Below are 14271 nucleotides of genomic sequence, written 5' to 3' on the forward strand. Positions count from 1 at the left end.
GTGTCAATCCGAACTCCCCCTAGACTTGGTTGACGGTCTGGTGGGTGTTATCAAAGGCTGAAACGATCGCCCAGATAAACCCTTCGTACATCGTCGTTTCTGACGATTTCCTCAGGACCACCTTCCATCAGAACCCGACCATCATGCAAGATATATGCCCGGTCGATAATGTCTAGAGTCTCGCGCACATTGTGGTCAGTAATCAAGACCCCAATGCCACGATCTTTCAGATGACGTACAAGATCGCGAATATCACCCACTGCAATCGGGTCAATCCCGGCAAGTGGTTCATCAAGCAGAACAAAGTTCGGATGGGCTGCCAAGGCACGCGCGATCTCGCAACGCCTGCGTTCCCCACCCGAAAGCGCCAGAGCCGGTGTGCGACGCAAATGTTCGATGGCAAATTCTGCCAGAAGGTCTTCAAGCGACTGTTCGCGCTTGATGCGGTCATCCTCGACCACTTCAAGCACGGCCATGATGTTCTGTTCGACCGTCATGCCGCGAAAGATCGAGGCTTCCTGCGGCAAATAGCCGATTCCCATGCGCGCACGCTGATACATCGGCATCATGGTGATATCGCGACCATCAAGGGAAATCGTGCCGCGATCTGCGGCAATAAGCCCGGTAATGATATAAAAACTGGTGGTCTTGCCAGCCCCGTTCGGACCCAGAAGGCCAACCGCCTCGCCGCGCTGCACCGAAACCGAGACATCTTTAAGCACCGGGCGCTTCTTAAAGCTTTTGCCCAGATTATGCGCCACAAGACCCTTGTTGGTGGTGATCAGGCGCGGGCCGCTTGCCCCGCCGTCAGTTGGCTGTGCGCTGCCAGATACAGCTGTCGCCTTTGCGTTGTCGGATTTTACGCTTTTGCGCGACCAGAACAAATGACCGACCTTTCTCAGTTACCGGTCCCGGCATCGGCCGGGCTGTTGTTTTCGTCTTTTTGCGGAACCAGAAGGCCCCGAACGCGGGTTTTGCCATCGCCATTACCGTCAGCCGTCAGACGACTGATCCCGGTATTCAGATCGACCACGGCACGATCCCCGTTCAGCTGATTCTCCCCGCGGGTGATCTTAACCGATCCGATAAGGGTGGCGATACCTGTTTTCGCATCATAAACGCCCTGATCGCCAACAACAAACTCTGTTGCTGTGCGAATATTCACATTGCCCTGCCCGTCGATGCGGCGCAATTCATTTGCGCCATCCGAACCGGCCTCAAAGCGCGCGGTCAGAACATCCCCGCGCAGCGTGCGATCCTCGGATACCGCGACCGCATCCCCGCGTGCAACCGCAACCCGCGCTGTCTCCCAGTATTCAAGGCTGTCGCGCGCGGTCAGGGTTTCATTGGGCGTGCTGTATTTAAGGTTATCACCGGTCAGAACAACCACGGCCTCGTCAATGTCATAGACCGCGCGATCACCGACCGCGACATCGGTATCGGACGACAATTTGACATTGCCAACCGCGATGATGCGGTAAATCTCGCTATTGCCGTCGCGATCACGATAGAGCGCCTGCAACTCGTCGGCATCGACCCGCGAAGAACCCCGCTTGGCCACCGAATTGCCACGGGCAATCAGGATCTGTTCATTGCGGCGCCATTCGATGCCGTTATCAGACTCGACTTCAAGCCCGCCACTGCCATTCTGGGCCAAACCCAACGGATTGGCCGCAGCATCCTTTGCCATGGCCAACAGGCCAAGCGCGGCCGCACCCAGCATAAGGCCCCCTAGCATAAGGGGTGTCAGCAGCGTTCCAGTCTTGCGGGCGAGATGCGGCATCGCAATCATGACTTCCCTCTCATTGCTCCGTCGAATTCAATGCACTGTCGAAAATCACCAGCCGGGATTTCCCCAAAAAGCGGATCACCGCCCCCTTGTCTTCAAGCTCAAACCCGGAATCCGATGCAATGGTGCCAAACGGCCCCTGCCCGTCAACCGGTACATCGCCGCTGGCACTGCCGGAATTCATGGCGATTTCTGCTTCCTCGGTGTGAATTTCAAAACCGTTATCGTGGTACATATTGACCGTACCCACCAGATCAAGCATCCCGTCGGTTTCGGTATAGAATCCTTCATTGGCGGTCATCGCAATCCACGATCCGTCATTCAGCGTGATGTCGGCCTGCGGACCGGACAGATAGACATGATCGGGCCGTGTTCCGGTTGCGTCGGTTTCCACCGCTTCGCTGGCGGTGACCGTGAAGGGCTGGCGATTGCCATCGACGCCAAAGAAGCGCGGATTGCTCATCGCGACATTTTCCATCAGATCCTCGGGCGAGGTCGAAAAGCCAAGCCGAAAACCGCTATCCTGAACCTGTTCGATCTGCAGCCATAGGACGACCAGCGCCATGATCGTCATCGCGATCAGCGGCAGCACGAATTTCAGCATATTGACGATGACGCGACGAAACGGATTGATCCGCACATTGCGCCGGGCCGAGGGCATGCGATCACGCGAAAAGCCACGCTCATGGCGCACCTGACGTTCGTCATGCGCTGCTGCCTTCTGGCTTTTTTCGCGGTTTTCGACCTGTGGCGTGCCCTCTGTGCTCATGCGTTATGCCACCCCGACGCGCAACAGATCATGGATATGCACAAGGCCCACAGGCACACCACCGTCATCCAAGACAAACAGGGATGTGATCGAACGGTCATTCATGATGGCAAGTGCCTCAACCGCCAGGGCGTCGGCACTGGTTACTTTCGGCCCAGTGGTCATGACATCACCCACTTTCATCGCTACCAGATTATCGGCCATGTGACGGCGCAAATCGCCGTCGGTCACGATCCCGGCCAGAACACCGGCATCATCAACCACACCGACACAGCCAAACGAATGGCTGGTCATAGTGACAAGTGCCTCGGCCATCAGGGCATCGGGCGAAATCAGCGGCAGGGTATCAACCCCGTGCATGACATCATGAACATGCAGCAACCGCTGACCCAGCTTGCCGCCGGGGTGGAAGGTGCGGAAATCTTCGGATGTAAAGCCGCGCCGCTCCATCAATGTCACCGCCAGCGCATCGGCAAGGGCCAGCATGGCGGTGGTTGATGTCGTCGGTGCCTGCTTGTTCGGGCAGGCTTCCGGGCTTGCTGGCAGGACCAGCGGACAATCGGACTGCTTGGCAAGCGAGCTTTCCGGTTTGCGGGTCATGCCAATCAACGGCACGTTAAAGCGCCGGGTAAAGGCAATGATATCGGACAGTTCCGGGGTTTCGCCCGAATTGGACAGGGCCAGAACCGCATCATCCTTGCCGATCATGCCAAGATCGCCATGGCTGGCCTCGGCCGGATGCACGAAAAAGGACGGGGTACCGGTCGAGGCAAAGGTCGCGGCAATTTTCTTGGCAATATGGCCGCTTTTGCCCATGCCGGTGACAACCAGACGGCCTTTCAGGCCCTCGATCAGGTTGATGACGTTGCAGAACTCGCCATCAAGCGATTCTGCAAGCTCGCGCAGCGCATTGGCCTCAATATCAAGAACACGGCGCGCAATGGCAAGATCGGCGTCACTCGCCGGTGCTGGCACTTTGGGGGACTCGTTTGAGACGTCTTTTGAGACTGGGGTCACTGTCATCTGTTTCTTGTTAGCGTTTCCCGCCCGGAGATAGGCTATTTGACCCATCTTGCAAGATCATTGGGCCAAAACTATGAACCCGGTTGGCGTGGGGGTCAATTCTATTGCATTCCCCATACACCGCCAATCTTCACAGATGGTTAACCGGCCTTATGCCGACCTTATGAATGGGCAAAGATATCGGTTTCTTCCCAGCCCGCCAGATCAAGCGTCGCACGGGTCGGCAGGAAGTCAAAACAGGCCTGCGCGATCTCGGTGCGCCCTTCGCGCGCCAGACGACGATCAAGCTCTTCTTTGGCCTTGTGCAGATACAGCACATCCGAGGCCGCGTAATCGATCTGTTCCTTGGAAAGCTCGGCAGCGCCCCAGTCGGAACTCTGCTGCTGCTTGGAAATCTCGACACCGACGGTCTCGCGCAAAACATCCTTCAGACCATGACGGTCGGTATAGGTGCGCACCAGCTTGGAGGCGATCTTGGTGCAATAGACCGGCGCACAACGCACGCCGAGATATTTGTCCATCACCGCGATGTCAAAACGCCCGAAATGAAACAGCTTCAACACCGACGGATCAGCCAGAAGTTTTTTCAGGTTCGGCGCGCTGTAATCTTCCCCATCAAACTTGACCAGATGGGCATTGCCATCCCCGCTTGAAAGCTGCACGACACACAAACGGTCGCGGTGCGGGTTAAGGCCCATGGTCTCACTGTCAATGGCCACAACCTTTCCAAGGTCAAGGTCACCCGGCAGATCTCCGAGATGGAGGAAATTGGTCATCGCGGTTCTCCAAATGTCAAAATTTGCCTGTTCTTAACACAGCAAACCGCGCATCGCATCGCAAAAGTCGCCCCTGTTTAGCTCGAAAGAAGAACGCTTTGCTCAGTTTGACTTTTGTGTTGAGAACCTGAGTGCTGCGACAGCACTTGCGATCGACAACCACGCCAGCATGGCAGGCCAGTTTGAAAACAGGCTTTGCGTTACTGAAAGGGGAAATAGCGACATCACCATGACCCCCAAATAAAGCCCGCCAAGTAGCCTGGTATCACGCGGGCCAAAAAGGGCTTTCACACCGTTCCAGTACAGAATCACCATAAAAATGGTAAATGGAATGGTGCCAATCAAACCGGTATCCGACAACCATTCGATATAAAAATTGTGTGGGTGCGGGTGACAAAGCGCGCTGTCCAATCCTTGCTGCACATAATCTTTGCAGACCAAGGGAAAGTTCCCCATTCCGGTCCCGGTTATCGGGTTCTCACCAAAGAAGCGTAATCCCAGTAATGCAAGCTGGCCATAAATTGAGTCGGTATAGTCCGAAAGCACGTTGGCCAGTTGCTCAACGCGCCCCCAGATGCGCTCGTTGGTCATAAGCAAAAATGTTAATGCCGCCCCTCCACACAGGGACAAGCCAATCGCTATCCTACGAGCAAGCTTTCCAGAAAGAAGCAGACTGAAAGTTACCAGCACAAGAGCCAACAATGTCAGCACACTCGCTGCTCGCTCACCACTCAAAAATACAACCGTTAGCAAAAGCGGTGACAAACAACACGCTGCCAAGAAAAGCTTGCTGGATTGCCGACGAGCGTAAAGAACGAAACCCAACGCACTGGTCGCAAGACCCAATTTAGCCAGATACATACCGATATTTGGCCGGTCAAGAGGCCCGGTTAGACGGCTACCTATAGCATCCATAGTTTGCCCGGACAGCAGCGAAACACCGACGAAAAACTGGTACAGTGCATCAAGTGCCGCCACTGCCATCGTACATAGCACAACAACAATAAATCGACGGATCGTGCGCTCATCCGTCAAGACCCAGCGGGTTACTGCCGCATAAAAGATAATAAACCTGAGCCAACTTAACGAACGCCCGAAACTTTTGCCGACATACTCAGCAAAAGGAGAGACAAAGACATTCATCAAGACAAAGATAACCAGAAGAACCAGAATATCTTTTTCGCGCGCCCAAGACCAATCCTTAGCCGACCAAGATCGCACCAGAAAAATCACGCCAATCAGGACAACCGAAATATCGGCAACTGCACGGGAAAATATCAAGAATGCCGGAAGGCAAAGCAGCATAAAACTGGCCGCCAGGTGCAACTTTCGATCAAGCGAGGTCATCTTCAGCAATTCACTTCTTTAATATGGCGGATGTTTGATAAGTTTTGAAAAATATTCCGGTAGGATTGCAGCGCTGAGGGGTCGGGGTCAACAAACCCGAGTTTCCCTGCAACGTAGCGAACAAACAAAGGTATCATCGGAATAGGCGCCCCATCGCGGCGCGCCTTTTTTATGGCCGAAACACACTTGCGATAAAGCTTCACGCGCGTTTCGTGCGACAACTCCGGGTGGGATTCCAGAAAGTTCAGATAGACCAAAAATCGATCATGATTGAGCTGCAAGGTATTTTGCGAAATGTGACTTCCGACGTCCGGCACCATCGTAAGAACCATGTCAGTATCAAGAAGGCACTTTGCATGAGCTGAAAGTCGCAACGGCAACGACTCATCCTGAACAAAGACCGTCTCATCGCACCCACCTGCGGCGATAAAAACATCCCGTTCAACAAGCCAAGTCATCCGCACCATACCGCGACCAAGGACCCTCTCAAGCGGATCCTTGTGGATACTAAGCTTGAAATCTTCTGCAATCCGAGGGCCCAACACCTTATCGATTGGTTCGTTCGTCTTGCGGCAACGACCGTGCACCATGTCTGCATCATGCTGTTTTGCAAGTGAAAGCAGCATCTCAAGCGCATTTGGCGCAAGAATTTCATCACAGTCAAACAGTGCCAGATATCTGCCATTTGCGGCCTCGGCTCCTTGGTTGAGCCGAATTGATGGACCCGCATTGACTGTATTGCTGATTACCCGAACAAAGTCGTGCTTTGCCGAAAATTCTTCAAGGATCGCCAGAGAATTATCTGTCGACACGTCATCTACGAAAACAACCTCAAAAGGTATTTCGCCGGTCTGGGCCAACAAAGACGCAAAGAAATAACGAAGAGCATTTTCTTTGTTATAGACCGGCAGAACAAAACTGACTTCGGGTTGCATAGTTTTCGCAGCTCATTTTTAAGTCGATTTCTGCTTGTAACCAGTCAAGCTTATCTCGAAAAGACTAAAACGTAAAACCGGCCCAAAACGACAATACCCCAGCACATCAAAAACGTGCTGGGGTATGGTGCCCAGGAGAAGACCGCCTGCAACACCCACCCCACAAGCCTTGATTTGCAAGGATTCCAGAGTTTCCAAGGGCTTGACAGGTCGAATCAGGTAGTACATCTGGGTAGCACAAAGCATCAATACCTGAGTATCGACGAATGGGCAAACCCGTTAAGCGACCCGGCAAAAACAACTACGAAATTCAATATCCGCTTCCTCAGAAGCTCCGCCAAGTCATGCGCACATCTGCGATATATCGCAGCTTGGGCACAGCGGACCTGTCCACTGCCAAAAAGCTCTATCCAGTGCGCCTGGCAGAAGTTCAAGCCGAGGTAACTCGCCTTCTCGCAAAACACTTCCCGGATGATCAGAACGTTCTGCAAGAGCTTCAAGACCTTGTTACCGCCTACAAGGGCGCGGATGACGATGCAGAACCCGGCAGCCTTTCCGAGAAGGACATTTTGCTGGACTTGGTTTCGGAATGGGGCACCAAACAGCGCCTCAAGCGTATTGAAGCCTTCAAAGCATCACCTCAGCACAAGGCTGGGGAACCCATCCCCGTCGCGATTCGGCAAGCCGCCAACGAAATACAGGTTCAGGCAGAGCGCTTCGCCAACGATGCATTAAACCCACGCACCAAAATTGACACGATCACAGAAAGCTGGCGCAAAGCAAATGGTCCCAAGCTCTCCGTGAGCACCAGAGAGGAATACGAGCGCGCCATAAAGCGTTTCTCCGATTGGTGTGCTCGGCAGCAGATCGAGTATTACGATCAAATCACCCGCAGAAAAGTCCGCGAGTTTGTTGAAGAAACCTATCATGGCAAGATGGGGAAGACCGCCAATCTGGCTCTTAGTGGGCTCCGTGGCGTGTGGAAGCACGCTATGACGGGTGGCTTTGTCGAGGAAAAGAGCACTGTTTGGGACGATCACGAGTACCCAGACCACATCCGTATCGGAACAGGTGAAATAAAGGCGGAAGCAGATGAAGAAGCACCGTTCTCGTTCGAAGACATTGAAACGCTCCTTACCAAGCTCGACCCACCGCTCTTTGCTGACGTTCTTCGCCTCTCACTTGTAACTGGGGGCCGGAGCGCCGAAATCACGGCTCTCGAATGGAAGCACATTACCAAAGAAGAGGATGGCTATTGGGTCAGCTTACCTGGCACAAAAACCAAAAGCGCTCGGCGTCGTGTTCCTATCCCCGTTACATTTACCCCACTGATGGAGCGCCTAACAAGCAAACCAAGTGGCCGTTGGGTCTTCCCGTTTTATCCAAAACTAGTTTTTGAGACCGATAAGAAGCGCCACAGCTACATCAACAAAGAATTCAACAGGAAACGTCGCAACCTGAATATGCCAAATGGCAAGCGACAAGGGTTACATTCGGCACGCCGAACCTATATCGAACTACTTGAAGGCGCAGATGTTGCCGTTGGAACGATTAAATTGCTTGTCGGCCACAAGCGTCATGACATCACAATCGGCCGCTATACAAAAGGTCAGTATGTAGACTTAAGAGCGGCATCCAATAAATTAACTTACCCAAGCAATATTGTGACAATCATCAACGCTACGAACTCAAAAAAAATAGGACCTCTATAAACTACAATCAATTTTTAGTGAAATCCGGTTAACCAACCTCATCTGTTTATATTCTCATGCATCCATTTGTCGAGATCATCGGCACCATCATAAATATCAGTAAAGTCAAAGAAGGGAATACCTGCACCACACTGATTCTTAAGATCGATGGAGGTTCGAATCTCCTTTTCTATCCAACTCAAAGCGAAATCATCACCTTTGTTTCGCAGCCAATGCTCGTTATCTAGCTTGATTTGTTCAAAACGTTCTTTTGCATCTGCGTCCGGGTACCCACAAAAAGCACAAAGTAGCGTACCCGGATGTTTTTGCTGAAGTGCACGCGCATTTCCAACTGAAATCCAACCTCCTTCAATGACGGTAATACCGCCACCGCCTTCATCCTGACGCCGCGAAGAAGGGCCTTGGATACCGTCTTATGGGCCCCAAAGGCCCGTTTGACGTCCTCTCCCCAACGGCCATCGAGTGGATTGGGGACGAACTCCAAGACCTTCTTAAATCCACCAGCATCAGCCCAGAAACAAGGAACGCACTCACCAAGCTCACACTATTTGATGCCCAATACCGTGAGAGGATGAACTTGGAAGGTAGGGTTCGTTGGCTGTTCTATCATTTTCCAGACCTCAATCGGACTGAGGTCGCCAAAGCCCTATGCGTTAGCAGGGCAATTGTTCAGCGTTACATCAAGACACAACAGGACCAATTACGGAGAGCCTACCAAGCAAAGGCACAAGCACTGTCGTAAGGAAAAATCATAAGCAGGGTACGCAACGCGCCGGTCAGCATTATGTTTTGGCCTCATTGGTGGTTTTCTCGAAGCGATCAGTATTGAAGCTTCGAATGATCGTCAACAGGTCATCCTGCAGGTCGGAATCAGGGAACACACCGTAAATCCCGTCCTGATCAATCTTGGTGAAGGGGGCATCAACCAGACGCTCAAGCTCGATACCACCAGTCTGGGCGATAAGGCTTTGAAGCAGACGCAAGAAATGCGTTTGTTTGGCTGTCAGTGATGGGTGGCGTGTGACGAAGTCCTGGAAACGGCCCCGAACTGCTTCTTCGTCCATCCCCACGATATTCCGCAAGATATCATCTAGATGGTCGGCGAGGTCTGGATAGAATTCCCGCAGCAGGTTCAGGTCAACATCGGGGTTCTCTGTCAGCACCAAGGAGGTGAGTGCATCCAAATCATCCTGACTAACCGGTTCACCGCGCCTGATTTTGGCCAGTATTGGGTTCTTGTCAAACAAGTCACGCAAGGCTGCTTCCACACGTTTTCGATATGCTGCCAAGTCGATGGAAACGATGCCTGACTTTCGATACCCGTATTCAATCTCTGCGGCGTCTTCTTCGATATCGACCACTGGAATGGTGATTTCCGGACCACCACCGCCGCCTTCAACATATTGCATGATGCTGCGGAGCTCGTGACGCACCCTTTCAAGGGACGCAAAATCGACATTCGCCCAAAAGGCAGCAGAGCGTACTTCTTTGATCGTCTCTGCCTTCGCCTTTACCTGATTGAGGTTGGGACGAAGCCTATTGATCGCATTGAGAAGATCACCTTTAAGGTCCTCGAACTGGCCAGACTTTTTGAACAGCGCAAGCTGCAACTGAGTTATCAGCAAATCAAATGCATAGGCATCGCTGTGCCCGCGAATATTAATCCATTGGGTAAGCGGACTAATTTCGTTCTTAAGCAGTGTGACCGTCGCGGGTGTGAATTCTTCAAGCACCCCAACAGCGCGGACAGTTTGGATTTCAAGCCACTTTTCTTTGACCGAAATACTGTCATCCGGCAATGAAGCCACATCCAGGGAAATCAGGTTGGTAACGGCCTTGAAGGTCTCTAGATCAAGTGCTTGCAAGGCCGTTGCAGCCAGATCAAGACGGGCATTAAAGACGCGCTGCATAAGTGAAGTCGGCGGGCTTGGCTCGGCCTCGGGCTTATTTTGTTCAAAGAACTCAAAGTTCGACCAGTGATCGAAAATCCGAAAGACCGCTTTGTCACGACCAGGGCCAAACAAACCAGGGCAGAGGCGTGTGCCACGTCCAATCATTTGCCAGAACTTGACCTTGGATTTCACCGGCTTTGCAAAGACAAGATTGACGATCTCAGGCACGTCAATACCAGTATCAAGCATGTCGACTGATATTGCGATGGTAAGATCATCGTTAGTCCCCTGCCCCTTAAAATCATCAATCAACTGTTCCGCACGCGGGTCGTGGTTATCGATGATCTGACAGAACTTGCCGCCATATTGCGGATACAACTCATCAAACAGCTTTTGCAGCACAACTGCATGTTTATGGCTACGCGCAAAGATGATGGATTTACCTGGAAGCTGTCCACTCGCCTCCTTGATGCCGTTCTCCATCAAATTGCGGATGATGCGCCGATTGGTATCCTTGTTGAAAATCTGCTTATCAATCTGTTCAGCTTCGTGATTGAGCTGCTCGGGGTCTTTCCCGTCTTCTTCAAGCTGCCGCTTCTGTTCCTCGCTAAGGTTCTCGTATTTAATCCCCTCGCGCAGGAACTTGGTGGTGTGGCTATAGACCTCATAAGGCACCAGGAAGCCATCCTTGACCCCGTCCTCAATCGAATAGAACGCTGTAGGGTCCTGGTTACTGCATTCAAACAAGCCATATGTGTTGCGTGAAATGAACTCAACCGGTGTGGCTGTGAGCCCAACCTGCAGACTGTCAAAGTATCGGAACAGATCGCGATAGCGGTTATAGATACTGCGGTGGCTTTCATCGGCAATGATCAGGTCAAAGAACCCGGTATCAAAAGCCTGGAAAACAGACATCATCGACGGATAGGTAGAAACGAAAATACGGCTTCTGTTGTCATTCACCGTGTGTCGCGAAACAACCGTAAGCGGTTCACTCATGTGGTCGTTAAAGGCGTTTTTGGCCTGCTTAACCAACTCGCGCCGATCACACAGGAACAGCACACGTTTCGCCCAATTCGCCCGAACAAGAAGCTCTGTCAGCGAAATGGCGACGCGGGTTTTCCCGGTCCCTGTGGCCTGAACAATAAGGGCCTTTCGTCGATTGTTAGAGAACGCCTCACATACGCGCTTGATCGTCTCAACCTGATAAATGCGACCCGCAATTTCAGATTTCGGCGCAACGCTGTTAAGGGCCTTTTTATTGACCCTCTGGAACGTCACCAAGTTTTGCAGGCTGCGCTTTGAATAGAACCCGAACAGCCTCCGTGGCGGGTAATTCTGGGCGTCATCCCATATCCATGTGTTGTACCCGTTCGTGTAGAATATGACCGGGCGCTGCCCATATTTCTTTTCGAGGCCATCGGCATACAACTGTGCTTGCTTACGTCCACGCTCTTCGGACTGCGCTGTGCGCTTGGCCTCAATCACCGCCAATGGCTTACCGTTATCGTCCCACAAGACATAGTCGGCATATCCGATGCCTGAGTCTGTCGGCTGAAAACCAACCTCTTCCTCAAGTGTTACGTCGTCAGGCTTGTTGACATCCCAACCAACCTCGGCAAGCGCAACGTCAATCAGTCTTTTTCGAGTTGTGGCTTCGTTAAACGATAGCGCGTCGGCAACCTGCTGCCCCTTTGCCTGTGTCTCCGGCGTTACGGTTTCAGCGGCATAGGTGGCTTTGACCTTGGCAAGCTGATCAAGCGCCGTATCAAGCTGCTTCTTGAGTTTGTCTTTGGCGGCTTCAAGCTCTGCTTCCTTGCCTTCATTTGGTGAAGGCTTCTGAAAGCCTGCAATGTCGGAGGGGGTAGCGGTCAAGCAGCGAACAGCAAACCAAGCCGACACTGCATGTGACTCTTCAAGTATCCAAAGAGCCGTCTTGCTCTCAACACTTCCGCCATGTGCAGCACGGTTGCCCTCTTTGCGGATTGCATGAAATTTGGTGCGGATGACCTCGGGGACGGCTGCGGCGAATGCTGGACCATTCAACAACTGGAAAAAGTCGGCATCTTGCGGCTTTTCGAGGCGCAGCACTAAATAAACCGACTTGGTTAGCTCCTCCGCCAAATTGCGGAGTTTCACCAGTGCACTAGAAGGGTCAGAATAGGCGTACTGCTCTGCAAACCCGCCATGGTCTGCCAGAATAGGCCGCTCTTTTCGGAGCATTTCGAAGTTCACCGATTCCAGCGATCAATCCCCCGCACTATCTGACGTTTTACATCAGTCTTTTTTCACAACTTTCCAACGTTAGCAGCGCGTTGAAGTCAAAGAAAGACGAAATAGCCGCGTTTTCACATTTGCGAGAATCGAATCAGCACAGCACCAACAGCCCGCAATCTGAGGGACCGGGCTCAGGGCGATTTTGAAACCGTCGTTGATTTTTTTGAGGGAGTTTTGAGGGGCTGCTGAGGTAGTACAACCCGGTAGTACAAAGACAATAGCCCTGCAAGCTAAGTCTTTGAAAACATTAACTTGCAGGGCTATGGTGCCCAGGAGAAGACTCGAACTTCCACGGCCTAATGGCCACTGGCACCTGAAGCCAGCGCGTCTACCAATTCCGCCACCTGGGCATAGGGACTTAGGTAATGTCCGGGGTTTCCCGCCGGAACGGGGCGGAATATACGCGGTCAGGCTTAAGTGTCAACCAACTTTTTGATGGTTTGGTGAAACTTCCTGCGTCCGGTTGCGGGTATGCGCCAATCGCCCGGTTTTTGTTGGCGTTTTGCCGGTTTCGGGCTTACACCGCGTGGTCGAACAAATAGGCCAGAACACCGTTCAACCGGTTCCTGCCCTGCTCGGTGGCACGCAGCCCCGAAGAATCACAGATCAGATCACCGGACTCGATCAGGGTTTCGAGCCGATCCGACGCCAGAACATCACCCAGCCCCTTGCCGATAATGCGTTCAAACCTTGCAGCCGGGATGGTTTCATTGAGCCGAAGGCCCATCATCACCATCTCAAGCAGACGTTCATCGGCCTCAAGCGCAGTTTCTTCCTGTGTGCCATGACCATGCTTTTCCACCCGGTCGAGCCAGATATCCGGCGCCCGGTGCCGACGCACTGCCATCGGCGTGATATTGCCATCGGCACCAACCACTGCTTCACGGCCATGCGCGCCCGGTCCGATGCCAAGATAATCGCCATAGCGCCAATACACCAGGTTATGGCGGCTTTCCTGCCCCGGTTTCGCGTGGTTGGAAACCTCATAGCAGCGATACCCGGCACGTTCGGTTTCTTCCTGGGTGATCTCGTAAAGCTCGGTCGCAAGGTCTTCGTCCGGCACCACAAGATCGCCGCGCTGATGCAGGGTATAGAACTGTGTGCCTGGCTCAATGGTCAGCTGATAAAGCGAGATATGCCCATTAGCGATGCCAAGCCCCTCGCGCAATTCCATCCGCCAGGCCTTGGGAACGTGTTCCGGGCGTGCATAGATCAGATCAAACGAAAAACGATCAAAGACCGATGTTGCAACATCTAGGGCCCGCATGGCTTCCTCGGCACTGTGCAGGCGACCAAGGAACTTCAGGTCACGGTCATTCAGCGCCTGAATACCAATCGACACCCGGTTAATCCCGTTGGCGGCAAAGGCCGAAAACCGGTCAATTTCGACCGTGCCGGGATTGGCTTCGAGCGTAATTTCAAGATCATCCGTTACAGGCCAGAAAGATTTGATGTCCTCGATCAAGGCCCCGGCGGTTTCCGGATCCATCAGGGATGGTGTACCACCGCCAAAGAACACAGATCCCACTGTCCGCCCGGGATGACGGGCCGCACCATGGGCAAGCTCCGCCCGGAGCGCCTTGCGCCAGCGCACATGATCAACACTGTTCGCAACATGACTGTTGAAATCGCAATACGGGCATTTCGACAGGCAGAACGGCCAGTGGATATAAATGCCAAACGGCACGGTTTCACTTGAGGCTGCGGACACGCGGGACTCTTTTCAAACGCGGGATGTTGGCCGATAAACT

10 protein-coding genes and 1 tRNA gene are annotated in these 14271 nt (G+C 52.8%); 1 reads left to right on the plus strand and 10 read right to left on the minus strand.

What is annotated here, in order from left to right; all coding sequences use genetic code 11:
* Positions 1-50 precede the first annotated feature (50 nt).
* The 7 genes from lptB to TH2_RS01920 form a co-directional block, all read right to left on the minus strand.
* A complete protein-coding gene (lptB, locus tag TH2_RS01890; RefSeq protein WP_008888697.1) occupies positions 51-884 on the minus strand; it encodes an LPS export ABC transporter ATP-binding protein in 834 nt (277 codons plus the stop codon).
* Positions 885-898: 14 nt separating this feature from the next.
* Positions 899-1792, minus strand: a complete 894-nt coding sequence (locus TH2_RS01895; RefSeq protein WP_008888698.1) for an LptA/OstA family protein — start codon at positions 1790-1792, stop codon at positions 899-901.
* 10 nt (positions 1793-1802) lie between these two features.
* Entirely contained in the window at positions 1803-2558 is a 756-nt protein-coding gene (lptC, locus tag TH2_RS01900) for an LPS export ABC transporter periplasmic protein LptC (RefSeq protein ID WP_008888699.1), read from the minus strand.
* Positions 2559-2561: 3 nt separating this feature from the next.
* Positions 2562-3581, minus strand: coding sequence for a KpsF/GutQ family sugar-phosphate isomerase (locus TH2_RS01905; RefSeq protein ID WP_081579248.1), 1020 nt, complete (start codon positions 3579-3581; stop codon positions 2562-2564).
* A gap of 161 nt (positions 3582-3742) precedes the next feature.
* The gene (locus TH2_RS01910) at positions 3743-4357 is read right to left on the minus strand and encodes a ribonuclease D (protein WP_008888701.1); all 615 of its coding nucleotides are present in this window, start codon (positions 4355-4357) and stop codon (positions 3743-3745) included.
* Between the two features lie 102 nt (positions 4358-4459).
* The gene (locus tag TH2_RS01915) at positions 4460-5704 is read right to left on the minus strand and encodes an O-antigen ligase family protein (protein WP_008888702.1); all 1245 of its coding nucleotides are present in this window, start codon (positions 5702-5704) and stop codon (positions 4460-4462) included.
* Between the two features lie 2 nt (positions 5705-5706).
* Positions 5707-6639, minus strand: coding sequence for a glycosyltransferase family 2 protein (locus TH2_RS01920; RefSeq protein WP_008888703.1), 933 nt, complete (start codon positions 6637-6639; stop codon positions 5707-5709).
* A 266-nt stretch (positions 6640-6905) separates the two neighbouring features.
* Between TH2_RS01920 and TH2_RS01930 the strand changes: the two genes are divergently transcribed.
* Complete coding sequence (locus TH2_RS01930; RefSeq protein WP_008888704.1) at positions 6906-8351, plus strand: tyrosine-type recombinase/integrase; 1446 nt, start codon at positions 6906-6908, stop codon at positions 8349-8351.
* 782 nt (positions 8352-9133) lie between these two features.
* On the opposite strand, the gene TH2_RS01940 is transcribed toward TH2_RS01930, so the two are convergent.
* The 3 genes from TH2_RS01940 to hemW form a co-directional block, all read right to left on the minus strand.
* A complete protein-coding gene (locus tag TH2_RS01940) occupies positions 9134-12466 on the minus strand; it encodes a DEAD/DEAH box helicase family protein (protein WP_081579249.1) in 3333 nt (1110 codons plus the stop codon).
* A gap of 317 nt (positions 12467-12783) precedes the next feature.
* A tRNA-Leu gene (locus TH2_RS01945) sits at positions 12784-12870 on the minus strand.
* A 167-nt stretch (positions 12871-13037) separates the two neighbouring features.
* Positions 13038-14231: a radical SAM family heme chaperone HemW gene (hemW, locus tag TH2_RS01950; RefSeq protein ID WP_008888707.1), complete on the minus strand. Its 1194-nt coding sequence runs from the start codon at positions 14229-14231 to the stop codon at positions 13038-13040.
* Between the last annotated feature and the right edge of the window lie 40 nt (positions 14232-14271).

The organism is Thalassospira profundimaris WP0211, from assembly GCF_000300275.1.
GTDB classification, from domain to species: Bacteria; Pseudomonadota; Alphaproteobacteria; order Rhodospirillales; family Thalassospiraceae; genus Thalassospira; species Thalassospira profundimaris.